The organism is Stutzerimonas nosocomialis, from assembly GCF_005876855.1.
Classification (GTDB): domain Bacteria; phylum Pseudomonadota; class Gammaproteobacteria; order Pseudomonadales; family Pseudomonadaceae; genus Stutzerimonas; species Stutzerimonas nosocomialis.
In genome coordinates this window covers 42,328-64,862 of the sequence record NZ_QLAE01000015.1, presented here as the reverse complement: position 1 = coordinate 64,862, position 22,535 = coordinate 42,328, and the positions used below count along the sequence as shown (strand labels likewise).

20 protein-coding genes are annotated in these 22,535 nt (G+C 67.9%); 11 read left to right on the top strand and 9 right to left on the bottom strand.

Annotated elements, in window-relative coordinates; translation table 11 throughout:
- Positions 1–273: 273 nt before the first annotated feature.
- Complete coding sequence (gene nadC / locus DN824_RS11460) at positions 274–1,122, top strand: carboxylating nicotinate-nucleotide diphosphorylase (RefSeq protein WP_138408534.1); 849 nt, start codon at positions 274–276, stop codon at positions 1,120–1,122.
- Between the two features lie 43 nt (positions 1,123–1,165).
- On the opposite strand, the gene DN824_RS11455 is transcribed toward nadC, so the two are convergent.
- The gene (locus DN824_RS11455) at positions 1,166–1,603 is read right to left on the bottom strand and encodes a Z-ring associated ZapG family protein (protein WP_138408533.1); all 438 of its coding nucleotides are present in this window, start codon (positions 1,601–1,603) and stop codon (positions 1,166–1,168) included.
- A 146-nt stretch (positions 1,604–1,749) separates the two neighbouring features.
- Between DN824_RS11455 and DN824_RS11450 the strand changes: the two genes are divergently transcribed.
- From DN824_RS11450 to zapE, 3 genes are all read left to right on the top strand, one after another.
- Positions 1,750–2,370, top strand: a complete 621-nt coding sequence (locus tag DN824_RS11450) for an alpha/beta hydrolase (protein ID WP_138408562.1) — start codon at positions 1,750–1,752, stop codon at positions 2,368–2,370.
- Between the two features lie 73 nt (positions 2,371–2,443).
- Entirely contained in the window at positions 2,444–3,805 is a 1,362-nt protein-coding gene (locus tag DN824_RS11445; protein ID WP_138408532.1) for a tryptophan--tRNA ligase, read from the top strand.
- Between the two features lie 160 nt (positions 3,806–3,965).
- Positions 3,966–5,060 (top strand): cell division protein ZapE, encoded by a 1,095-nt coding sequence (zapE, locus tag DN824_RS11440; RefSeq protein ID WP_138408531.1) that lies wholly within the window; start codon positions 3,966–3,968, stop codon positions 5,058–5,060.
- Positions 5,061–5,227: 167 nt separating this feature from the next.
- On the opposite strand, the gene DN824_RS11435 is transcribed toward zapE, so the two are convergent.
- Positions 5,228–6,217: a GlxA family transcriptional regulator gene (locus DN824_RS11435; protein WP_138408530.1), complete on the bottom strand. Its 990-nt coding sequence runs from the start codon at positions 6,215–6,217 to the stop codon at positions 5,228–5,230.
- 159 nt (positions 6,218–6,376) lie between these two features.
- Between DN824_RS11435 and nfi the strand changes: the two genes are divergently transcribed.
- From nfi to DN824_RS11405, 6 genes are all read left to right on the top strand, one after another.
- The gene (gene nfi, locus DN824_RS11430) at positions 6,377–7,093 is read left to right on the top strand and encodes a deoxyribonuclease V (RefSeq protein ID WP_138408529.1); all 717 of its coding nucleotides are present in this window, start codon (positions 6,377–6,379) and stop codon (positions 7,091–7,093) included.
- A 70-nt stretch (positions 7,094–7,163) separates the two neighbouring features.
- The gene (gene ampD / locus DN824_RS11425) at positions 7,164–7,733 is read left to right on the top strand and encodes a 1,6-anhydro-N-acetylmuramyl-L-alanine amidase AmpD (RefSeq protein WP_138408528.1); all 570 of its coding nucleotides are present in this window, start codon (positions 7,164–7,166) and stop codon (positions 7,731–7,733) included.
- Complete coding sequence (gene ampE, locus DN824_RS11420; protein WP_138408527.1) at positions 7,730–8,566, top strand: regulatory signaling modulator protein AmpE; 837 nt, start codon at positions 7,730–7,732, stop codon at positions 8,564–8,566. The genes ampD and ampE overlap by 4 nt, the downstream gene beginning before the upstream one ends.
- A 192-nt stretch (positions 8,567–8,758) precedes the next feature.
- Positions 8,759–10,789, top strand: coding sequence for a methyl-accepting chemotaxis protein (locus tag DN824_RS11415; RefSeq protein ID WP_158295381.1), 2,031 nt, complete (start codon positions 8,759–8,761; stop codon positions 10,787–10,789).
- Between the two features lie 198 nt (positions 10,790–10,987).
- The gene (locus DN824_RS11410; RefSeq protein WP_138408526.1) at positions 10,988–11,656 is read left to right on the top strand and encodes a peroxiredoxin-like family protein; all 669 of its coding nucleotides are present in this window, start codon (positions 10,988–10,990) and stop codon (positions 11,654–11,656) included.
- A gap of 53 nt (positions 11,657–11,709) precedes the next feature.
- Positions 11,710–12,414, top strand: coding sequence for an SDR family oxidoreductase (locus tag DN824_RS11405; protein ID WP_138408525.1), 705 nt, complete (start codon positions 11,710–11,712; stop codon positions 12,412–12,414).
- An 11-nt stretch (positions 12,415–12,425) separates the two neighbouring features.
- Here the strand turns inward: DN824_RS11405 and DN824_RS11400 are convergent, their stop codons facing one another.
- From DN824_RS11400 to ada, 4 genes are all read right to left on the bottom strand, one after another.
- Positions 12,426–13,334: a LysR family transcriptional regulator gene (locus DN824_RS11400; RefSeq protein ID WP_138408524.1), complete on the bottom strand. Its 909-nt coding sequence runs from the start codon at positions 13,332–13,334 to the stop codon at positions 12,426–12,428.
- Positions 13,335–13,435: 101 nt separating this feature from the next.
- Positions 13,436–14,215, bottom strand: coding sequence for a TatD family hydrolase (locus DN824_RS11395; protein WP_138408523.1), 780 nt, complete (start codon positions 14,213–14,215; stop codon positions 13,436–13,438).
- Positions 14,216–14,258: 43 nt separating this feature from the next.
- Entirely contained in the window at positions 14,259–14,495 is a 237-nt protein-coding gene (locus DN824_RS11390; protein WP_138408522.1) for a hypothetical protein, read from the bottom strand.
- A gap of 50 nt (positions 14,496–14,545) precedes the next feature.
- A complete protein-coding gene (ada, locus tag DN824_RS11385; RefSeq protein WP_138408521.1) occupies positions 14,546–15,583 on the bottom strand; it encodes a bifunctional DNA-binding transcriptional regulator/O6-methylguanine-DNA methyltransferase Ada in 1,038 nt (345 codons plus the stop codon).
- Between the two features lie 148 nt (positions 15,584–15,731).
- Between ada and DN824_RS11380 the strand changes: the two genes are divergently transcribed.
- Positions 15,732–16,622, top strand: a complete 891-nt coding sequence (locus DN824_RS11380) for a PA4780 family RIO1-like protein kinase (RefSeq protein WP_138408520.1) — start codon at positions 15,732–15,734, stop codon at positions 16,620–16,622.
- 163 nt (positions 16,623–16,785) lie between these two features.
- On the opposite strand, the gene DN824_RS11375 is transcribed toward DN824_RS11380, so the two are convergent.
- The 3 genes from DN824_RS11375 to DN824_RS11365 are packed head-to-tail and all read right to left on the bottom strand — an operon-like array spanning position 16,786 to position 22,317.
- Complete coding sequence (locus tag DN824_RS11375) at positions 16,786–18,228, bottom strand: efflux transporter outer membrane subunit (protein WP_138408519.1); 1,443 nt, start codon at positions 18,226–18,228, stop codon at positions 16,786–16,788.
- A complete protein-coding gene (locus tag DN824_RS11370; protein WP_138408518.1) occupies positions 18,225–21,284 on the bottom strand; it encodes an efflux RND transporter permease subunit in 3,060 nt (1,019 codons plus the stop codon). Before DN824_RS11370 ends, DN824_RS11375 begins: the two co-directional genes overlap by 4 nt.
- Positions 21,285–21,288: 4 nt before the next feature.
- Positions 21,289–22,317: an efflux RND transporter periplasmic adaptor subunit gene (locus tag DN824_RS11365; RefSeq protein ID WP_138408560.1), complete on the bottom strand. Its 1,029-nt coding sequence runs from the start codon at positions 22,315–22,317 to the stop codon at positions 21,289–21,291.
- Between the last annotated feature and the right edge of the window lie 218 nt (positions 22,318–22,535).

The following is a 22,535-nucleotide window of genomic DNA, read 5'->3' as shown; positions in this document are numbered from 1 at the left end:
ATCACCGGCCATGGGATTGCAACGTGAACTGGGGTTATGCGTATTCCCGCGGCTGGAACCCGTCCTGGGATTAATTATAGGGCTGGCACAGCCAAGCCAAGCCCGGATTTTGTTTGGACATGATCCAGGTCACAGATACTCCCGGTTTTTGGGAGGGCATTCAAAAAAGATCACGGCGTCGCTCCTGTCTAGCAGAACGCGTCTCACTTGCCAACTGCGCTGCGCTAACGCCAGCCTGTCTTTATAATCCGGCAACCTGCAACGGAGTATGCCATGCCCAATTTGACGCTTGCCGATCTCTCCACCGAAATCGAGATCAATGTCCGCCGCGCGCTCAGCGAAGACCTCGGAACGGGCGATATCACCGCGCAGCTGATCCCCGCCGAACGCCTTGCCCATGCGACCGTGATCACCCGGGAGAACGCCGTGATCGCCGGCGGCGCCTGGGTCGACGCGGTGTTTCGCCAGCTCGATCCGCGGGTCGCAGTTCACTGGCAGGTGCTCGATGGCGACCGGGTGCGTCCGGACCAGCCGCTGTTCCACCTGGAAGGACCGGCCCGGGCACTGCTGAGCGGCGAACGCACCGCGCTCAACTTCCTGCAGACCCTCTCCGGCGTGGCGACCCGCGCACGTCATTACGCCGACCTGGTGGAGGGGACCGGGGTGCGTTTGCTCGATACCCGCAAGACGTTGCCCGGCTTGCGGCTCGCGCAGAAGTACGCGGTCACCTGTGGCGGCTGCCATAACCACCGGATCGGTTTGTACGACGCCTTCCTGATCAAGGAGAACCACATCGCGGCCAGCGGCGGGATCGCGGCGGCGGTGGACGCGGCGCGGCGTATCGCGCCGGGCAAGCCTGTGGAAATCGAGGTCGAGAGTCTGGATGAGCTGGAGCAGGCGCTCGAGGCGGCTGCCGACATCGTCATGCTCGATGAGCTCAGCCTGGACGACATGCGCACCGCGGTGCGGCTGACGGCGGGAAGGGCGAAGCTGGAGGCTTCCGGCGGCGTCGACGAAAGCACCTTGAGGGCGATTGCCGAGACCGGGGTCGATTACATCTCGATCGGCGGGCTGACCAAGCATGTGCAGGCGGTGGACCTGTCGATGCGCTTGCGCCAGTAGGACGCGAGTGGCGGCAGGGATGCCGCCACGGGGGCGTGCCTGATCAGTGCTTGCTCTTCAGGCCGAAGTTCTCGTGCAGGGTGCCCGGGGCGCCTTCGCCCTTGGGCGCATAGTCCTTCGGCGGTTCGGTGAAGGTGGGCGAGGTCAGCCGTTCACGGCTGGAGGCGTGGTTGTTCTCGTCGGCGTGCAAGGCCGCCAGCAGGCGTTGGCGGGTCGGCTCGTCGAGGGCCAGGCGGTCGGCACCTTCGGAAAGATGGTCCTGGATGTCCTGGTAGCTGTTGGTGAGCTTACGCAGCAGGCTGGCCGTCGTGTTGAAGTGGGTCACCACTTCGCTCTGATAGGTGTCGAAGCGCTCCTGCAGGTCGTCGACCTGGCGCTGAGTGCGGTTGGGCGAGCTGTTGCGGGCCACCAGGTATCCGATGGCGATGCCGATGGCGACACCGACAAGCGGCAGTAACCAGATCGTGAGGCTTTGTTCCACGAGTCCTTCCCTCTAGGTAAACGGCTGAGCTTACGTTAACGTCTCGTACCTGCCCTGTATACCGCGATGCGACGCGGTGGACATCGGCTAGCGTCTGAGCAAGACGAGTCGACTCGACCCGAGGTCACGGAGTTCCCCCTTTGTTGATACGTGAAAATCCTGTCTCCCTCGAAGGCCCCTGCGGCGCGCTGGAAGGCCTTTATTTCGATCAGGCGGCGCCCACCCGCGTAGCGCTCGTCTGCCATCCCAACCCGGTCCAGGGCGGCACCATGCTGAACAAGGTGGTTTCCACCCTGCAGCGCACCGCCCGCGACGCCGGCTTCGCGACCCTGCGCTTCAACTACCGTGGCGTCGGCGCCAGTGCCGGCGAGCACGACATGGGCAACGGCGAAGTCGACGATGCCGAAGCCGCGTTGCGCTGGCTGCAGGGCCAGCATCCGGGGCTGCCGGTCACGCTGTTCGGCTTTTCCTTCGGAGGCTTCGTCGCGGCCAGCCTGGCCGCCCGCCTCGAGCAGCAGGGCCGGAGGGCCGAGCGCCTGTTCATGGTCGCGCCGGCGGTCTCCAGGCTGGCGGGCAAGCCGATGCCGCAGGGCGGCGCGCTGACGATCATCCAGCCCGAGAGCGACGAAGTGGTCCCGCCCGAGTCGGTGTACGCCTTCAGCGTGGCGCTCGAGCGGCCCCATGAGCTGCTGAAAGTGGCAGAATGCGGGCACTTTTTTCACGGCAAGCTGGTGGAATTGAAGGATCTGGTGCTGCCGCGCCTGTGATCCACCGCTCCCGATGATGGCGAGGCTCCGCGGCCTTGCCGTCGCTTGCCCCGCTTGAGCCGAGACGACAGCCATGACCACCCGCATCCTGACCGGTATCACCACCACCGGGACTCCCCACCTGGGCAACTACGCCGGCGCGATCCGCCCGGCGATCGTCGCCAGCCGCCAGAGCGATGCCGACTCGTTCTACTTCCTCGCCGACTACCACGCCCTGATCAAGTGCGATGACCCGCAGCGCATCCAGCGCTCGCGCCTGGAAATCGCCGCGACCTGGCTCGCCTTCGGCCTGGATACCGATCGCGTGACCTTCTATCGGCAGTCGGACATCCCCGAGATTACCGAACTCACCTGGCTGCTGACCTGCGTGGCCGGCAAGGGCCTGCTCAACCGCGCCCATGCCTACAAGGCCGCGGTCGACAAGAATGGCGAGAACGGTGAGGACCCCGATACCGGTGTGACCATGGGGCTGTTCAGCTATCCGGTGCTGATGGCTGCGGACATCCTCATGTTCAACGCGCACAAGGTGCCGGTCGGTCGCGACCAGATCCAGCACGTGGAAATGGCACGTGACATCGCCCAGCGGTTCAACCACCTGTTCGGCCAGGGCCGCGAGTTCTTCACGCTGCCCGAGGCGGTCATCGAGGAGAGCGTGGCGACCCTGCCGGGGCTCGACGGGCGCAAGATGTCCAAGAGCTACGACAACACCATCCCGCTGTTCGGCAGCGCCAAGCAGCTCAAGGATTCCATCGCCCGCATCGTCACCGACTCCCGTGCGCCCGGCGAGCCGAAGGATCCGGACAACTCCCACCTGTTCACGCTCTATCAGGCCTTCTCCACACCCGCGCAGCAGGCCGAATTCCGCCAGCAGCTGCTCGAAGGGCTCGCCTGGGGCGAAGCCAAGCAGCGCCTGTTCGAACTGCTCGAAGGCGAGCTTGGCGAGGCGCGCGAGCGTTACCAGCACCTGATCGAAAAGCCGTCGGAGCTCGAAGACATCCTCCAGGCCGGCGCGGCCAAGGCGCGCCGTATCGCCACCCCGTTCCTCCAGGAACTGCGCGAGGCGGTTGGCCTTCGCTCGTTCCGCAACGAACTGCAAAGCACCGCCAAGGCGAAGAAGAAAGCCGGCAAGAGCGCGCGTTTCGTCAGCTTCCGCGAACAGGACGGCAGCTTCCGCTTCCGTTTCCTGGCCGCCGATGGCGAGCAGTTGCTGCTCTCTCGGCCCTTCACCGATCCCAAGGCGGTGGGTGTTGCGACCCAGCGGCTGGCAACCCTGGGCGCCGATGCGCTGGAACTTCGCGCCGACGAGGGCAATCAGTTCACGCTGTGGCTGGACGGCGAGTGCATCGCCGACAGTCCGGACTATGACGACGTCAACGCGCGCGACGCGGCCATGTTCAGGCTGCACACGGCCGTGGCGACCCTGGCCGGCGCCTGAGTCTGGCCCGGCGAGCCGGCTGCAGCGGGCCCGCCATCGCTCTGCCGGCGCAGCCGTCCCGCCAACCAGTCGAGGGCTCAGGTTGAACGATTTCAGCAAATTGCCAAGCACCGAGGGCGCCGCTAAAGTGGCGACCCCGTTTCACTACCCCGATCCCGCCATGACACCTCTTGAGCGTTACCAGGCTGACCTGAAGCGTCCCGACTTTTTCCACGACGCGGCCCAGGAAACTGCGGTGCGGCACCTCCAGCGTCTGTACGACGACCTGATCGCCGCCGATCGCAACAAGTCGGGGTTGATCGGCAAGCTGTTCGGCAAGAAGACGCAGGAGCCGATCAAGGGGCTGTATTTCTGGGGCGGTGTCGGCCGCGGCAAGACCTACCTGGTCGACACCTTCTACGATGCGCTGCCGTTCAAGCAGAAGATGCGCACCCATTTCCACCGCTTCATGAAGCGCGTGCACGAGGAAATGAAGACCCTCAAGGGGGAAAAGAACCCGCTGACCATCATCGGCAAGCGTTTCGCCGACGAGGCGCGGGTGATCTGCTTCGACGAATTCTTCGTTTCCGACATCACCGACGCGATGATCCTCGCCACCCTGCTCGATGAGCTGTTCAAGAACGGCGTCAGCCTGGTCGCGACCTCCAACATCGTGCCGGACGGCCTCTACAAGGACGGCCTGCAGCGGGCACGCTTCCTGCCGGCCATCGCCCTGCTCAAGCAGCACACCGTGATCGTCAACGTCGACAGCGGGATCGACTACCGGCTGCGGGCGCTCGAGCAGGCCGAGCTCTACCACTGGCCGCTCGGCCCCGAGGCCGAACAGAGCCTGGAGAAGAGCTTCCGCAGCCTGCTCACCGAGAACTGCGAGGCGCAGGAAAACGAAGCCCTGATGATCGAAAACCGGGCGATCAAGGCGCGCAAGGTCGCCAACGACGTCGCCTGGTTCGAGTTCCGCGAGCTGTGCGACGGGCCCCGCAGCCAGAACGACTACATCGAGCTGGGCAAGATCTTCGAGGCGGTGCTGGTCTCGAACGTCGAGCAGATGGGCGTCGCCAAGGACGACATGGCGCGGCGCTTCATCAACCTGGTCGACGAATTCTACGACCGCAACGTCAAGCTGATCCTGTCGGCCGAGGTCGAACTCAAGGACCTCTATACCGGCGGGCGGCTGGAGTTCGAATTCCAGCGCACCCTGAGCCGGCTGCTGGAAATGCAGTCCCACGAGTTCCTTTCGCGTCCGCATAAGCCGTAGGACGAGCAGCTGGAAGCCTGAAGCTGGAAGAAAAAAGGCAGCCTGTAGGGCGGGTGAAACCCGCGCGGTTACACGCCCGACGTTCTGTAGGAGCCGTCGAGCGTGCCGTCTTTTCCGCTGCGCCGAACGCTTTCCAGCTTCCAGCTTCCAGCTTCCAGCTTCCAGCTTTAGCCGCCTTTATGCCGATACTGCTGGCGGTACTGGTTGGGGGTGAGTTCGGTGTGCTGGCGGAACAGGCGGGCGAAGAAGCTCGCGTCGTCGTAGCCCACTTCATAGCTGACGGTCTTGATGCTCTTGCGCGTCGATGACAGCAAGCCCTTGGCCGTCTCCACGCGCAGCCGCTGCAGATAGTGGAGCGGCTTGTCGCCGGTGGCGGCCTGGAAGCGGCGCATGAAATTGCGAATGCTCATGCCGTGCTGGCGGGCCACGTCCTCGAAGCGAAATTTTTCCGCGAAGTGCGCTTCGAGCCATTCCTGGATCTGCAACACGCTGGTGTCCAGGTGCAATTTCTGGCCGCCGAAGCCGATGCGGCCGGGGCTGTAGCGTCGCTGCACCTCGAACAGCACGTCGCGCGCCATGCCCTGGGCCACGTTCGGTCCGCAGAAGCGCTCCACCAGGAACAGGTAGAGATCGCTCGCCGAGGTGGTGCCGCCCGCGCAGTAGAGGTTGTCGCTGTCGCTCAGGTGCTTGTCCGGGTTGAGCTGGACCTGGGGAAACCGGCGGGCGAACTCCTCGGCGAAACGCCAGTGGGTGGCGCCCTGCTTGCCATCGAGCAGGCCCGCCTCGGCCATCCAGAACACTCCGGTGGCCTCGCCGCAGATGGCGGCCCCGGCCTGGTGCCGTTCGCGCAACCAGGGCATCACGCCGGGGTAGCGCCGGCAGAGCGTATCGAAGTCGCCCCAGAAGGCCGGCAGGATGATCGCGTCGGCGTCGCCCAGCCCGCTGTCCACGCCGATCTGCGTGCCGCTGAAGGTGGTCACCGGGCAACCGTCCGGGCTCGCCAGGCGGCTCTCGAGCGTTGGCGTCTCGAGGCCGAGCTGGCGAGCGTGGCGCAGGGCGGCCATGTGGAAGAAGTCCTGGGCCTGGGTCAGGGTGGAGGCGAACACGCCGTCGGTGGCGAGCACGCTGATGCGTTTGAAGCAGGTCGGCGATTGCATCGTGGCTTTTCTAATTGTTGTCGGATATCAAGGTCGTATCGGCCCTGTTACGGCGTGATCGTCGTGTGTTTTTCCGGCACTGTCCAGTTAGCCATAAGTCGTCGGCGCTGAACCGGATCGCCACGTCCGCATCCAACCCTCATCAACCTGGAGGAGTTCATGAGCGTTCCCGAGCCCCGCTATGCCTCGCCATTCGGCGACTGGGACGGCAGCACCGCCGCCGCCCGCGAACTGCAGCAGGTCCTCGCGGCGCAGGTGCGCCTGGAAGACGATTTCGGGCCGCTGAAGCTGATCGCCGGCGTCGACGTCGGCTTCGAGGAAGGTGGCGCCATCACCCGCGCCGCGGTCGTGCTGCTCGATGCCAACACCCTCGAGCCGGTGGCCCAGAGCCTGGCGCGGATTCCCACCTCGATGCCCTACGTTCCGGGCCTGCTGTCGTTTCGCGAGCTGCCGGCCGTGCTGCAGGCGCTCGAGGCGCTGCCGCAGGTGCCGGACATGATCTTCAGCGACGGCCAGGGCATCGCCCATCCGCGCCGGCTCGGCATCGCCGCTCACCTGGGCGTGGTGACCGGGCTGCCGACCATCGGCGTGGCGAAGAAGATTCTCACCGGCCGCCATGAAGAGCTGGCGCTCAACCGGGGCGCCCAGGTCGACCTGCTCGACAAGAGCGGCGACGTCATCGGCACGGTGCTGCGCAGCAAGGACAAGGTGCGTCCATTGATCGTCTCGCCGGGCAACCGGGTCAGCCTGGCCAGCGCGCCGCGGCTGGTGATGGACTACGTGACCCGTTATCGGCTGCCGGAGCCGACCCGTCTCGCCGATCGACTGGCGTCCCGGCGCGATCGCCAGGCGACGGACCAGCCGCAGCTGTTCTGACACTGGCGAAAACCGTGTGCTGAGCGGCTCGACGCTTTAAGCTTGGGGACCCCTCGACCCAGGAGCCTCCATGCAGCTGGATCCCGCCACCGGCTGGTGCCAGGGCATCAGCCACCGCCCTTCGCCCAATTTCAATGCGCGCCCCGCAGGCGAGGTGTCCCTGCTGGTGCTGCACAACATCAGCCTGCCGCCCGGGTGCTTCGGCACCGGCAACGCGCAACGCCTTTTCCAGAACTGCCTGGACCCCACCGAGCACCCTTTCTTCCAGGAAATCGCCGACCTCAGGGTTTCGGCGCACTTTCTCATCGAGCGCGACGGCGCGGTCACCCAGTTCGTCTCGACCCTCGATCGCGCCTGGCATGCCGGCGTCTCATGCTTCTGCGAGCGGGAGAATTGCAACGATTTCTCCATTGGCATCGAGCTCGAAGGCACCGATGATCAGCCGTTCACCGAGGCCCAGTACCAGGCGTTGATCCCACTGTGCCAGTTGCTGCAGCGGCACTACCCGGCGATCACCCCCGATCGGGTCTGTGGCCACAGCGATATCGCGCCGCAGCGCAAGACCGATCCCGGCCCGTTCTTCGACTGGCGCCGCCTGGTCGCGGCCTCGATCTGTACCGAAACAAGGAGCGTGATGTGAGTTTTCTGGTTCTGCTACTGGTGCTTCTGGTCGAGAAGTTCTCGTCGCTGCGTCTGGCGGTACAGCGCGACGGCTGGTGGCTGGCCCTGCAGACCCGCCTGCAGGCGCACCCGACGCTGAGCGGCTCGCCCTGGTTGCTGCTGACGCTGCTGGTGCTGTTGCCGGTGCTCGCGCTGGCGCTGCTGCTGGCGGTGCTCGAGCCGCTGGCCTATGGCTTGCTCATCCTGCCGGTGCACCTGCTGGTGGTGCTCTACAGCCTGGGCCGAGGCGACGTGAAGCGCCAGCTCGGTCCGTTTCGCGACATGTGGCGGCGCGAAGACCGGGAGGGCGCCTTCCTGGCGGCCGAGCGGGACCTGGGGCTGACCGCCGACAGCGAACAAGGGCTGTTCGAGGGCGTCGAGCGGCACCTGCTGTGGCAGGGCTTCCAGAGCTTCTTCGTGGTGATCTTCTGGTACATGCTGCTCGGCCCGCTGGTGGCGCTCGGCTACCGCCTGCTGGCGCTGGTCGCCGAGCACGGCGCCAGCCAGGGACTGCGCGAGCGGGCCGCACAGGTGCGTCATGCGCTGGACTGGCTGCCGGTGCGGGCGCTGACGGCAAGCTTTGCGCTGGTGGGCAACTTCGTGGCGGTCAATCGGGTCCTGCTGCCCGAGCTGCTGCACTGGGAGCTGCCCGCTGATCGGCTGCTCGGCCAGGCCGGGCCGGCGGCGGCCGATCTCGACGAGCGCTTCATCGGCGAGCCGGGCGTGGCCCGCCTGGACGCGCTCTGGGCCTTGCTGATTCGTGCCGGGGCGCTCTGGTATGCGGTCTTCGCGGTAGTCACGCTGCTCGCCTGAGCCGCGCCGCGTTCCGCTGTCCTCCCTCCAGGACCCTGCTCGCTCTGGCAGGGTCCCATCCTTCCCGTTTATGGCGGCACATCGCTATTGCTTAAGTTGGCTGCCGCCCCGTCGATATCCCGTATAACGATCTCACTCCGACGAGCTCCGCAGCCGGCCGGCTGCGCCCAATAACAATACGGGAGACGTCCCTTGAAGCGCCTGCTCAATCCCGCAGTGGCGATGATGAATCGCCTCAGTTTCGGCATGAAGTTCAGCCTGATCAGCGTGCTGTTCTTCGTCCCCATGCTGCTCACCAACTACTTCCTGGTGAAGGATTCCTACCGCGAGTTCGTCGCGACCCAGGTCGAGCTGGAAAGCCTCGAGCCGCTCTCGGCGGCGCTGTCGCTGCGCCGGGACCTGGAAGACTGGAAGGACCTGGTGCGGATCGAGGCGATCATCGGGCAGGCCGGCAACTCCCAGGCGCTGAGCGCGCGGATGGCGCGTGCCCAGGAGGGCGTGACCCGGGGGCTCGGCGCCCTGGCGCCGGTTGGCGAGGAGGGCGATCAGGTCGCCGAGTTCACCTCGCGCCGCGACGCGCTGGCCACCGCGTTCGAGGCGGCGCGCAAGGAATCCTCGCTGCAGTCCAGGGTGGCGATGGCCGATCAGGTGCTCGGCCACGCACAGGTGCTGATCCGCTTGATCGCCAATCAGTCGGGCCTGAGCGTCGACACCCAGAGCGACGTTCGCCAGCTCAGCGAGCTGCTGACCGCGGCGACGCCGGCCGTCACGGCATTGCTCGCAGAGGCCCGGGCGGTTGGCGCCTACACGTTCGGCCAGGGGTTTCTCAATTCCGATGCGAGCAATGCCCTGGACGGCCTGGTGCTGGAGCTGGAAAAGACCCAGGCCCAGTACGGCGCCCAGCTGCAGGATGCGTTGGGCAGCGTCGGCGCCGCCGCGGATCGGCTGCAGGCCGCCGCCGAGGCCAGCCGCGACTCCCTGCGGATCGGCAGCGAGCTGATCCAGGACGAAGTGATCATGGCCGACGCACTGGACCAGCCCTGGGAGCGGTTCTACGACCGGCTCACCGCCGAGATCGCCAAGACCTACGCCTTCAACGACGCCTCGCTGGCCGTGCTCGACCAGCGCCTGAGCGAGCGCCTGCAGGACAAGCGGCTGGAAGTGATCCTGCTGCTGACGGCGCTGGCGCTGGTGTTCGTGCTGGTGGTGTATCTCTACAGCGCGTTCTACGTGTCCACCCGCGCCTCCCTGTCGGCGCTCGGGCGGGTGCTCGATCAGGTGGCCGCGGGCGACATGACGGCCCGTTTCAAGGTCCAGAGCCGCGATGAAATGGGCGAGCTGGGACAGGTCTTCAACGCCTCGATCACCCGCATTCGCGAACTGATCGAGCGGGTCGGGCAGACGGTGGGCGAGGTCAACCGGCAGGCCGGTGCGGTCGAGGGCATCGCCGCCGACAGCAGCCATGCGGTCACCGAGCAGCGTGGCCAGATCGACCAGGTCGCCACCGCGATGAACCAGATGTCGGCCACGGCCCAGGCGGTGGCGAGCAGCGCGTCGGCGGCGGTCGACGGAGCCCAGGCGGTGAACCGGGAAACCCTGAGCGGGCGGGGCCTGGTGGATGCCCAGGTCGACAGCATCCAGCGGCTGGCGGGCGAGATCGAGCAGTCGGTGAGCGTGATCAACCAGCTGGTCACCGACAGCACGGCGATCAGCCAGGTGCTCGACGTGATCAAGGCCATCGCCGAACAGACCAATCTGCTGGCCCTCAACGCGGCGATCGAGGCCGCGCGCGCCGGCGAGCAGGGCCGGGGCTTCGCGGTGGTCGCCGACGAGGTGCGCAATCTGGCGCGGCGCACCCAGCAGTCCACCGCCGAGATCGAGCAGATGATCGCCCGTCTCCAGTCGGGTGTCGGTGCGGCGGTCAAGACCATGCACGCCAGCCACCGGATGGCCGACGACACGGTGAGCCAGTCGGCACAGGTCCAGGAAGCCCTGCAGAACATCCTCGGGGCGGTGGGCATGATCGTCGACCAGAACCAGCAGATCGCCGCCGCGGCCGAGGAGCAGACCGCCGTGGCCCACGATATCGACCAGAACATCGTCGCCATCAGCCAGGCTGGCCAGCGTACCGCCCAGGGCGCAGGGCAGGCCGAACAGGCGAGCCGCGAACTCACCGCCCAGGTGGCCCAGCTGCAGCAGCTGATCGGCGCGTTCAGGGTATGAGGGCGGGCACGCGGGCCTGAGCGACAGCGCCCCGGGGCTATCTCCAGCGCGGCGCTGCGCCGATGCGGGACGGGCGGGCCCTGCCGGCGGTCGTGGGAATAACCGTTATTCCCGCCGGCCGCCTACCTGACCACCGGCGGATACCGAAAGATGGCACCCACGACGAACACCGGGTTCGTCGACCACTTCGGAGTAGCCATGTCCCTGCAAGACTCGCTCGATGCCTTCAAGGCCGATTTCAAGGCCGGCAAGCCGCCGTTCAACGCCCCCGCCCACATCCATCCCATCATGGAGCGCGCCACTGCCGAGCTGATTGCCAGTGGCCAGGCCGCCCGTGCCGTGAAGGTGGGGGAGCGCGCGCCCGCCTTCGAGCTGGCCGACCAGAACGGTCAGCCGGTGTCCTCGGCCGAACTGCTCGCCCAGGGGCCGCTGGTGATCAGCTTCTACCGGGGCGTCTGGTGTCCGTACTGCAACCTGGAGCTGCAGGCGCTCGATGAGGCGCTCGCGCGCATTCGCGAGCTGGGCGCGAACCTGGTGGCGATCTCGCCGCAGACGCCGGTGAACAGCCGCAAGGCGGTGCGTACCCAGGCGTTGGGTTTTCCAGTGCTAAGCGACCGGAGGGGAGAGGCGGCGGCCGCGTTCGGCCTGCGCTTCACGCTGCCCGATTACCTGGTCGAGCTGTACAAGGCGCTCAAGAACGACCTGCCGGCCTTCAACGATGACCCGAGCTGGACGTTGCCGATGCCGGCGCGCTACGTGATCGGTCAGGACGGCACGGTGCTGTATGGCGAGGTGAACCCGGATTACACCCGCCGCCCCGACCCCTCGGAGCTGTTCCCCGTGCTGGAAAAGGCCCGTCGCGGCTGACCCGTCACGCCGCGCCCGTAAGGCGCGGCCATTCCCCTTGTCTGGAGTACGCCATGACGACACGTACCTTTCTCATTACCGGCGCCACCAAAGGCATCGGCCTTGCGCTGGCGGAGCGGCTGTCGCGTGCCGGCCATCAGGTGGTCGGTATCGCCCGCGAGCGCGCGGCCTTTCCCGGTGAGCTGGTCTGCCTGGACCTGGCCGATCGCGCCGCCACCGCCACCGTGCTGCACGAACTGACGGCCCGCCATGCGTTCGACGGCGTGGTGAACAACGTCGGCCTGGTCAGGCCGCAACCGCTCGGCGAGGTCGATCTCGACACGCTCGACAGCGTGCTGGCGCTCAATCTGCATAGCGTCCAGGCACTGCTGCCGGGCATGCGCGAGCGCGGTTGGGGACGGGTGGTGAACCTTTCCAGCCTGACCATTCTGGGCATGACCCAGCGCACCGCCTATGCGGCGGCCAAGGCCGCGCTGGTGAGCTTCGCTCGCAGCTGGGCGCTGGAGCTGGCCGGCACCGGCATCACGGTCAATGCGGTGGCGCCCGGTCCGACCGAGACCGAGCTGTTCCGCGCGGGCAATCCGCAGGGCAGCGAGGGCGAAAAGCGCTATCTCGCGGCGGTCCCCATGGGGCGTTTCGGCAAGCCGGAGGAGATCGCGGCGACCATCGCCTTCCTGCTGTCGGACGAAGCCGGGTTCATGACCGGGCAGACGTTGTACGTGGACGGCGGGGCGTCGATCGGCAAGGCCGCCTTCTGACCCGGTCCGGATCAGGCGGGTTGGAACGTGCCGGCCTGCGCCGCCAGGGTTTGCTCGACGAACTCGACGAACGCCCGCGTCCGTGAAGTGACCCGCCGGCCGGCCGGGAACACCGCCCAGAGGTCCACCGTCGGCAGCAGCCAGTCGTCGAGTACGGTGTGGACGGCCCCGCTCGCCAGCTCGGGGGCGAACATCCAGTGCGAGGCCACCGCCAGCCCGATGTCATTCAGTACCGCGGTGCGTACGCCTTCGGCCGCGCTGATCCGCAGCCGGCCTGAAACGCTCACGGCGGCCTCGCGGTTCTGCTGGCTGAACGGCCAGACCTCGCCGCCGCCACGCTGGGAGTAGACGATCACCTGGTGGCGGGCGAGGTCTTCCGGCGTACGCGGGATGCCCGCCGAGGCGAAGTAGGCGGGCGTGCCTATGACCCGGCGCCGGCATTGCGCGAGTCGCCGGGCCGTCATCGTGGAATCGTCCAGCGCACCCATGCGCAGCGCCACGTCCACGCCTTCGCCAAGCAGGTCGATGACGCGGTCGTCCAGCGTCACGTCGACCTCCAGCTCCGGGTAGCGGTCCATGAACCCCTTGAGCGCCGGCAGGATGTGCAAGCGGGCGAAGGTGGTCGCCGCGCTCACCCGCAGCACGCCGGACAGGCCGGCGGCGGAGGTGCGCGCGGCCTGTTCGGCGTCGTCGGCGGCTTCGATGGCGCGGCGGGCGTGCTCGTAGAAACGCTGCCCGGCGTCCGTTGGCGTCAGCCCGCGGGTGGAGCGCATCAGCAGCGGCGTGCCGAGCCGGGCTTCGAGCTGCGCGATGGTCTTGGACACGGCCGGCTGGCCGAGTTTGAGTCGTCGTGCTGCGGCCGAAAAGGAACCTGCCTCCATCACGCTGACGAAGGTTTCCATGGCGGTCATGCGATCCATAGCGGCGGGTCCTGCGCAGGAGCGGGTGGGCGGGGAGGCGAAAGTGTAGGGAAGCAATGGGCGATTGGTACAGATGGAGCCTCGCCCGAGCGGGCCGCGGCTCAGCTCCAGCCGAACAGTTCGCAGGTGTTGCGGTAGCTGGCCTCGGCCAGTGCTTCGCAAGCGATGCCGCGCAGCTCGGCCAGTTCGCTGCAGATGTCCGGCAGGAACTCGGGGCTGTTGCGCTGGCCCGCGTGGCTGAAGGGGGTGATGTCCGGGGCGTCGGTTTCCAGCACGATGCTTTCGAGCGGCAGTTGCTTGAGCACCCGGTGCATGCGGTGGGCCTGGGGCCAGGTGCCGGCACCGCCGAGTCCCAGCTTGTAGCCCAGGCGGATGTATTCGCGTGCCTCTTCCCAGCTGCCGCTGAAGGCGTGGGCGATGCCGGCGCGCTTGAGCTTGCGGCGCTTGAGCGCGGCGATCATCGGGGCGTGGGCACGGCGCACGTGCAGCAGCACCGGCAGCTCGAACTCGTCGGCCAGATCGAGTTGCGCGTCGAGCAGCTGTTGCTGGCGCTCCTTGTCCGGATCCTCGATGTAGTAGTCCAGGCCGATTTCGCCGATGGCGCACAGCTTGTCCTCGCCGCGCAGGCGCTCCAGCCAGCGCCGCAGCTCGCCCAGGTGCGCGGGACGATGGTCGGCGAGGAACACCGGGTGCAGGCCGAGCGCGGCGTGCACGCCCGGTTCATCGAGCGCCAGCTGCCAGACCCGCTGCCAGTTGGCCTGGTGCACGCCGAGTACGATCAGCCGCTCGACGCCGGCCGCCTGGCAGCGGGCGATGACCTCGTGGCGGTCGTCGTCGAAATGCTCGAAGTCGATGTGGGTGTGGGTGTCGATCAGGGGCACGCGGGTCTCCGGAGTGGCGCAAGGGCGGATTATGCCGGGCCGCTCATTCGGGTTCGATCTGGATGTTGCTCACGCCCAGCTCGTCCATCCGGCTGTGCTCGCTCCGCCGCTCGGGGCTCTCCCAGGGAGCGTCAACTGCCGCGCGAGGCTCGCGGACATGGTGCAGGAGGATTTCCAGCTCGGCCTGTTCGATGCTCGGCTCCTCGAACGAACTCATGGTCAGCGAGGCGGGCCTGCCGTCGATCAGGTAATGGATGCGGTAGCGTTTGAGGTCGGTCATCGCGGCTCTCGTGGTCGGCAGTCGTACAGCATCGGACCATCAAAAGCCGTTCAGTCTCCCTGTGACCTGCGCTGTTCTTCGTCGAGCAGGCGCGCCTTGCGCTCCACGCCCCAGCGGTAACCGGTCAGCGCGCCGCTGGCGCCGACCACGCGGTGACAGGGCACCAGCAGGCCCACCGGATTGCTGGCGCAGGCGCGGGCGACGGCGCGCGCGTGGCTGCCCAGTTCGGCGGCCAGCTCGCCGTAGCGGCGCGTCTGGCCGGCCGGGATTTCCTGCAACGCCTGCCAGACCCGTTGCTGGAAGGCGCTGCCGCGCAGGTCCAGCGGCAAACGTGCGGCGCGCGACGGCTCTTCCAGTTGCTCGACGATGCGTTGCAGCCAGTCACCCAGGCCCGCCTGATCCGGCTCGAGCCGTGCGGCGGCGAAGCGTTGGCGCAGTTCGGCCTCGAGGGCCGCCGGGTCGTCGCCGAACACCAGCGCGCACACGCCCTGGTCGCTGGCGGCGACCAGCAACAGCCCGAGGGGGCAGGGCGCCACCGCATAGCGCAGGGTTTCGCCCGCGCCCCGGGCGCGTCGCTGGCGCGGGGTAAGGCTGGTCGGGCCGCGGTACAGGGCGCGGCTGTCGGCATAGCCGCATTCCAGCGCGGCGGCCAGCACGCTTTCGGCTTCCGGCAGCCGGGTCTCGAGGCGCTGACGCCGGCGGGCGGCGGCCCAGGCGCCGGGGGGCAGGCCGGTCCGGGCCTTGAAGGCGCGGCTCAGGTGCGAGGTGGACAGGCCGATGCGCGCGGCCAGTTGCTTGAGCGTCATGCGCTCGTCCGCTTCGAGCAGCCGGCAGGCGGCCGCCACCAGTTCGTCGAGCTGCGCCGAGGGGCTGAGGCCGGTCGGCGAGCAGCGCAGGCAGGGGCGAAAGCCCGCCGCGGCGGCTTCCTGCGGATGGGCGTAGAAGGTCACTCCCTCGCGCCTGGGTCGGCGCGCCGGGCAGCTGGGGCGACAGAAGATGCCGGTCGAGTGCACGGCGAAGACGAAGCGATCGTCGAAGCGTTCGTCGCGTTCGCACAGGGCTTGCCAGCAGCGGTCGAGGTCGAGCATGGGCGGCTCCGTCGGGTGATGGGGCCATTGTCGGCCCGGTCGCTCGCGGCTGCCACCGTCAGATGCGCTTTCAAACTCTTTGCCCCGGCGTGGAAGCCTGCCGTAACCTGAGGGCACGCCTCCTAACGAAAGGACCCGCAAGTCGCAGATGAAAACGCCCAAACGACTCGAACCGTTGCTCGAGGATGGTCTGATCGACGAAGTGCTGCGGCCACTGATGAGTGGCAAGGAAGCAGCGGTGTATGTGGTGCGGTGCGGTGACGAGCTGCGTTGCGCCAAGGTGTACAAGGAAGCGACCAAGCGCAGCTTCCGGCAGGCGGTCAAGTACCAGGAAGGCCGCAAGGTGCGCGGCAGCCGTGATGCCCGGGCGATGGCCAAGGGCACCAAGCATGGTCGCAAGGAACGCGAGGAGAACTGGCAGAACGCCGAGGTGGCGGCGCTGTTCCGCCTTGCCGATGTCGGCGTGCGGGTTCCCAAGCCCTACGACTTCCTCGATGGCGTGCTGCTGATGGAGATGATCGCGGGCGAAGACGGTGACGCCGCGCCTCGCCTGAACGATGTCGACCTGCATCCGGACGATGCGCGCGAATTCCATGCGTTCATGATCGGCGAGGTGGTGAAGATGCTCTGTGCCGGCCTGGTGCACGGCGACCTGTCCGAATTCAACGTGCTGCTCGATGCCGAAGGGCCGGTGATCATCGACCTGCCGCAGGCGGTGGACGCGGCTGGCAACAACCATGCGTTCGAGATGCTCGAGCGCGACGTCGGCAACATGGCCGCCTACTTCGGCCAGTTCGCGCCGGAGCTGCGCTACACCCGCTACGCCAAGGAGATGTGGGCCCTGTATCAGGAAGGCAAGCTGACGCCCGAGACCCGCCTGACCGGCGAGTTCGCCGAGCCCGAGGACGCCGCCGACCTCGATGCGGTGATGCGCGAGATCAAGGCGACGCTGGCCGAGCAGGCCCGCCGCGAGGCCCTGCGCAACGCCGAGGACGCGCCGAACGACGAACCGCCCACCCCGCCGTGGATGCGTAACTGAACCTGCCGGTACGCGCCGCGCCGCCTTGTATGGCCGGCGCGGCGTCTTGGCGATCTCGCCTGCGATCAACGCAACGCCTGGCCGCCTGTCTTCAGGGGCATGAACTACTTAGCCGCACGCGCTCTAACGACCAGCTTCCAGCTTCCAGCTTCCAGCTTCCAGCTTACGGCTCCGCCTGCACCTGCCAGCCGCCGCCGAGGGCGACGAACAGCGCGACCTGTGCGGTGGCCAGGGCGGTACGGCCTTCGAGGGCCCGTTGCCTGGCCTGCAGGGCGCCGCGCTGGGCGTCGAGTACCTCGCTGAGGTTGGCTTCGCCGAGGCGGTAGCTGCGCTGGGCCAGGTCATAGGCACGCTCGCGGTGGCGCAGGGTGGTGTCCAGCGCGCGATGACGGCGTTGCTGGCCATCGATGCGCACCAGGCCGCGTTCGACTTCCTCCAGGGCATTGGCGACCGTTTGTTCGAAGGTCATGTACGCCGTGTCGCGTTCGGCGTCGGCCAGGTCGATGGCGGCGCCGCGATTGGCAAAATCGAGAAACGGCAGGCCGAAGGTTGCGCCGAGGCGGGCGAAGTTGGACGAGCTGCCGAGCTCGTTGTTGAGGTACATGCCCGAGCGTCCCACCGCCGCCTGCAGGGCAATGCGCGGGAACAGGTCGCGGCGGGACGCCAGCGCCTGCAGGTCGGAGCTTTCCAGGCGGGCGGCCTCGGCGATCAGGTCGGGACGCCGGCGCAACAGGTCGATGGGCTGGCCCGGCGCGATGGCCTGGCTGGCCAGCGGCACGGGTGAATGCGCCGCATAGTCGCGCGCCACGCTGCCCGGCGGCAGTGCCAGCAGGGTGTCCAGGGCCAGGCGGGCTTCGGCGAGGTTGATGTCCAGTTCGCCCAGGTCTGCCTCCAGCGAGGCCCGTTCGGCCGAGGTCGCTTCGACGTCCAGGCGCGTCACCTCGCCGGCTTCGAAAAGCCGTGCGGAAATGCGTTCCAGCTCCCGGGCCACCCCGACGCCTTCTTCGAGCAGCGCGCGCTGCGCCTCCAGGGCGCGCAGCTGGATGTAGCCCTGCGCGGCATTGGAGGCCACCGCCAGGCGCGCGGCGATGGCCTGGGCCTGGGCCGAGCGCACCTGGTGCCGGGCGCTGTCGGCGCGGGCACGGGTCGCGCCGAACAGGTCCAGCTCCCAGGTGGCCTGCAGCGCCAGTTCCCAGTTGTCCAGGCGCAGGTTGTCCTCGAGCCCCAGGCCGGCCAGCGGGCTGTCCGGCGGAATGTCCTGGTCGTTTTCCAGCCACTGGCGGCTGGCCGATCCGGGCAGATCCAGGCTCGGAAACAGCCCGGCGCGCGACTGGCGCAACTGCGCCCTGGCGTTGTTCACGCGTAGCATCGCCAGCTGCACGTCGCGGTTGCGCTCCATCGCCTGGTGGACCAGGCGAGTCAGTTCCGGGTCGCCGAAATGCCGCCACCAGTCGGCCAGGGCCTGCTCGTCGGCAGGTTGCGCCCCGGCGGCGCCGAACCAGCTGTCGGGCAGTACGGTCGGCGGCTGCTCGGGCACGCTGGAACAGGCGGACAGACCGAGCACCAGGGCGAGCAGGGCGGGTTTGAACGGTGGCAGCCGGGTCATTGCACCTCCTCCTGCTTGACGCCCATCAGCAACAGATACAGGCAGGGCACGGCGAGCAGCGTCAGCAGGGTCGCGAAGCTCAGGCCGCCCATGATGGTCACCGCCATGTTGGCGAAGAAGGGGTCGAACAGCAGCGGCACCATGCCCAGCACGGTGGTGCCGGCTGCCATGGCCACCGGCCGCAGGCGCGATGCCGAGGCCTCGATGATCGCGGTCAGGCGCGGCACCTGTTCGTCGATCTGCCGGTCGATCTCGTCGACCAGCACCACCGCATTCTTGATCAGCATGCCGGTCAGGCTGAGCAGGCCGAGCAGCGCCATGAAGCCGAACGCCTGGCCGGTCGCCAGCAGCGCCACGGTCACCCCGCAGATCGCCATGGGCACCACCAGCCAGATCATCAGCGGCTGGCGGACCTTGGCGAACAGCAGGACCGTGACCAGCATCATCCCCAGGAAGGGCAGCGCCAGGGTCCTGGACAGCGCTTCCTGGGCGTCGGCCGACTGCTCGTAGTCGCCGCCCCACTTCAGCGAGTAGTCGGGCGGCAACTCGATGCCTTCGATCAGCGGGCGGATGCGCGCCAGGGCGTCGTTGGTGTTCTCCCCGTCCAGCGGCTCGGCGCGGATGGCGATGGTCCTCACCCGGTCGTAGCGGCGGATCATGGTGTCCTCGCTGACCACGTCGACGCCGTCGGCGACCTGCGCCAGCGGCACGTAGTCGCTGATCGCCGGGCTCCAGATCAGCCGTTGCAGCAGGTCGTCGGGCCCGGCGCGGTCCCGTTCGGTGGCGCGCAGCAGGATGGGGATCAGCTCGTCCTTTTCGCGGAACAGGCTGACCTGGGAGCCCTCGGTCGCGACGGCCAGCGAACGCGCCACCGCCTGTCGGGTCAGGCCGGCGTCGGCCAGCCGCTCCAGCGCCAGGCGCGGTTGCAGGGTCAGCACCGGCGGGCGCCAGTCGTCGCGGATGTTCAGCACCTGGCCTTCGTCGCGCAGGCGCCGCTGGCCTTCGGCCGAGAGCTGGCGCAGCACCTCGATGTCCGGGCCGCTGATGCGGGCCTCGAGCTTGGACTCGGCGTTGGGGCCGAACATGAAGCGTGCGGCGGCCACATCGCTGCCCGGATAGCGGCCGGGCAGCGTCTGGTTGATCTCGCGGACCAGGCCGTCGATCACCTCGGCGTCATCGGTGCGCACCAGGAAATGCATCAGCGATGAGTTCGGCTGTTCCGGCGCGTAGGTGAGCATGAAGCGCGAGGCGCCGGAGCCGATGTAGGTGGACACGTCGGTGACCCCGTCGAGCCCGGAGAGGTAGTTCTCCAGTTCCTGCGCGGTGCGGCTGGTGTCGCGGATGTGGGTGCCCTGGGGCAGGAACAGGTTGACGTAGAACAGCGGCGTGCTCGACGGCGGGAAGAAGCTCTGCGGAACCCGGGTGAAGCCGAACATGCAGGCGACGGTCAGGATCACCAGCGCGCCGATGGTCAGCCCGGGGTGGCGCAGCGTGATACGTGCGGTCGCGCGGAAGCGGTCGTAGATCGGGCCGCTGTAGAGCGACTGCGCGTCGGCCTCGCCCTGCTCGGGCTCGTGGCGCTTGCGCTCGAGCAGGTAATAGCCGAACAGCGGCACGATCATCAGGGCGAGGATCCAGCTCAGCAGCAGCGACACGGCGATGACGAAGAACAGCGAGAAGAGGAACTCGCCCGTGGTGTCCTGCGACAGGCCGATGCCGGCGAAGGCGAGGATGCCCACCACGGTCGAGCCGAGCAGCGGCCACTGGGTCTGGCCGAGCACCTTCTGCGAGGCCTTGAGGATGGACAGGCCGCGGCGCTGCTGGATCAGCATGCCGTCGCAGACCACCACCGCATTGTCCACCAGCATGCCCATGGCGATGATCAGCGCGCCGAGGGAAATGCGTTCGAGCTCGATGCCGCTCAGCCACATCACCATCAGCGTGCCGAGCACGGTCAGGAACAGCACCGAGCCGATGATCACCCCGGCGCGCAGGCCCATCGCCAGGCAGAGCACGCCCACCACGATGGCGACGGAGAGGAACACGTTGAGCGCGAAGCTGTTCACCGAGTCGTCGACGATCTGGTGCTGCTGGTACAGCGGGTGGAGTTCGGCGCCCAAGGGCATGCGGTGCTCCAGCGCGGCGAGGGTGGACTCCACGGTGCGCCCGACGTCGACGATGTTGCTGCCGGAGATGCCGCTGACGCCAAGGGTCAGCGCTGGCTGGCCGTTGTGGCGGATGATCTGCACGGGGCGCTCGGCGTAGTCGCGGCGGATCTGGGCGATGTCGCCCAGGTCGACGCTCCGCGCGCCCTGACCGACCGGCAACGCACGCAGGGTCTCGAGCGAGTCGAACGAGCCGGTCGGGCGGATGCGCACGAACAGCTCGCCCGCCTCTACGCCGCCGGCCTCGACCACCGCGTCGGCATCGGCGAGCGCCGCGCTGATCTCGTCCGGCGACAGGCGCAGGGCGGCCAGGCGCGCCTGGTCCACCTCGACCAGGATGCGTTCTTCCTGAACCCCGGCGATGTCCACCTTGGCCACGCCTTCCGCTGCCAGCAGGCCACGGCGCAGCTCCTTGGCCGCCTCGTGCAGTTCCTTGAGGGTCAGGCCCTCGCCGGTCAGCGCGTAGTAGATGCCGTAGACGTCGCCGAAGTCGTCGTTGACCACCGGCGCCTGGGCGTCCGGCGGCAGGTCGCCCTGGGCGTCGCTGACCTTGTTGCGCAGCTCGTCCCAGACCTGGGGCAGCGCGTCGCCGGCGATGCTGTCGAGGATCTCGACGCGGATTTCCGCCTGGCCGACCATCGAGCGCGAGCGGATCTCCTTGATCTGCGACATCTGCTGGATGGCGCTCTCCAGCGGTTCGGTCACCTCCTGCTCCACCTCCAGCGCCGTCGCGCCGGGGTACTGCACGTTGATGATCGCTTCCTTGATGGTGAACTCCGGGTCCTCGAGGCGGCCGATCTCGAAGAAGGCGACGATCCCGCCGATCAGGCAGGTGAGCACCAGCAGCCAGGTGTTGACCGGCTTGCCAATGGCGTAGCGTGCGAAATCCATCGGCTCAGTTCCGCTGTTGGGCTTGGATGGGCTGGCCTTCGGACAGCTTGCTGCCGCCGGCGACGACGATCTGCGCCTCGGTGCCGAGGTCGGTACGGATCACGACCTGCTCACGCTCGATCCCCAGCACCTCGACGGCGCCGCGTTGCGCCTGGCCGTCGACGACGAGCCAGACGAAATGGCTGCCGTCCGATGCGGTCTGTAGCGCCGAGACCGGCATTCGGTAACGGTCCCGACCCTCCTCGGCCGGCGGGGCGGGGCGTTGCAGGGTGACGCGCAGGGCCATGCCGGGCAGCAGGTTGTAGTCGGCCGGGGGTTCGCCCTGCAGGATCAGGCGGTAGGTGCGCGAGCCTTCGCGCGGCTGGGTGCTGTGTTCCTTGTAGCGCAGCGGCAGGGTGACGTCCTCGGCGATCACCAGCTGGCCCTCGGCCTGCAGCTGCGGACCCAGCGGGATGCTCAGGGCGGCGTTCTCGGAGAGGTCGACGCCGACTTCCACGCGCTGGTTGTCCTGCATGCGCAGGATGGGCGTGCCGCTGCCGACCACCATGTCCGGCTCGGCCATGCGCTGCGCGACCACGCCGTCGAATGGTGCCGTCAGGGTGGCGTAGCCGATGTTGCGCTGGGCCGCGTCGCGGGCCACGGTGGCGGCCACCAGCTCCGCTTCCAGCGGCTCGACGGCGGCCGGAGCGAGGATGCCCTCGGCGAGCAGCTGGCGCTTGCGCGCCAGATCGGCCTGCAACTGGCGATGGCGGGCGCTGGCTTCGCGCAGCTGCAGTTCGTAGTCGGTGCGATCCAGCTGGGCCAAGGGCTGGCCGCGGGTCACCCGGGTGCCTTCGTCGACCAGGATGCGCTCGATCCGTCCGGATACCTGGAACGACAGTTCGGTGCTGGTGACGCTCTCCACCACGCCGGAAAAGCGCAGCGCCCGCGGCTCGGGCTCGGCGGGCTGGAGCGTCTCGACGAAGGCGACCCGCGGCGGCGGTGGCTGCTGTTCCTCTTCGGCACAGCCGGACAGCGCCAGCGCGAGGGTCATCAACAGCGTGGCGGGGCGAAGGTTTCGCGTGGACGGGGGCGTGGAGAAGGGCAGCATCCGGGCTCCTGCTCGGTATCGACATGACGGAATCGGCGCTAGAGCGTAGCAAAGTAGACGATGGCGTCTGGTTTTGGTTCGTAACCAAAGACGTACCTGCGTCAGTTGGCAGCAGCGCTCAAGGTGTGAAGCGCTTGACCCGGTTTAGTTCTATGGGATCC